Source organism: Holdemanella sp., assembly GCF_056804935.1.
In genome coordinates this window covers 758-2,013 of the sequence record NZ_DBMEXE010000164.1, presented here as the reverse complement: position 1 = coordinate 2,013, position 1,256 = coordinate 758, and the positions used below count along the sequence as shown (strand labels likewise).

At 29.9% G+C, this 1,256-nt stretch carries 1 protein-coding gene; it reads right to left on the bottom strand.

Annotated elements, in window-relative coordinates; translation table 11 throughout:
• Nucleotides 1-1,256: glycosyltransferase (locus tag ACZQCL_RS07435; protein WP_482482531.1), on the bottom strand; the 1,256-nt coding region annotated here is incomplete at both ends.

Here is a 1,256-nt window from a genome sequence, read left to right as displayed (position 1 = left end):
TTTCCATCATTTAATAGTGCTACTACATAGCCACCTGTAGCCATCATTTCCAAAGGTGGGTAACTAAAACTTTCTAATATTGAAGTCTTCAACAAAATATCACAATCTTGATATACCTTTTGTACTTCTTCATAAGGAACCTTATGTAAAAATTTATCAATTCTATACCCATCTTTAGGCTTCGCATTATACGACATATACCAGACTTCATATTTTGAAGAATCTAATGCATTCGTAATTTTAAAAGCTTCATCAATGTTCTTGTTTTTAACAGAACAATCTCCTTCAATTAAAATACGAATTTTACCATTTAAAATCCTTTTATGCTGTTCATATTGGTGTATATCAATTCCGTTATAGATCCATGTGGATTCACGATGATACATCGATTTAAGCCATTCTTGGCACCATTTTGAAACCGTAATAATTTCAAAAGGAAATGAATAACTTTGACTTGCCTCAATTTTCCTTGGATCCGTGAAATCATAAAAATCCGTTTCAAAGCCTTGAACTAAATACTTTTTATTCTCTATACAACGTATATCATCCAACATCTTAACCGTTGACCACATTGTTGCGACACCACAGTCTATATGTGCATCTAATCTATCATTTTTATATGGCAACACGGGAAATGAATGCTGCATGAAAGAAAAATCTGTACATGTGTCATAATATGACAATAGATTTACTTGATAGCCAGCATCTTGTAAAATTGTTGCATGTCGTAAAGCTACCATAGCGCCACCTGACATTTCTAATTTCGCAAATCCTATACAAATTAATTTTTTACGAACTTTTTTTAGAATACTTACAAGATTATAGCCCGTATACATTGTTGTACAGTTTTTTAGACAGTATTCATAAGCGTTTGAAGCAATTACATTTCTTAATTCTTTATTTTGAATTAATTTCTCTAAGCTATTCTTCCATTCATCTAAGTTAGAACATAATATACCTGTTTCATTATTTTGAATCATTTTCTTAAATGCTCCAAAATCTGATGCGATTGTGCAAGTTTTTACTAAAGATGCTTCAACCCATTTATTTTCTGATTTAGCTTCATTAAAAATAGATTCTGTAAGTGGAGCTAGATTAATATCCATCTTAGAAATTAATTCAGGAAGCTTCTTATAATCCATAAAAGGATGCACAATAATTTTATTTTTGCATTCATTTAATTCTTTTGGTAAATCAATTTCACCTACTAAATGTAAATAAACATGATCATATTTAATTAAAACATCCTTTATAAC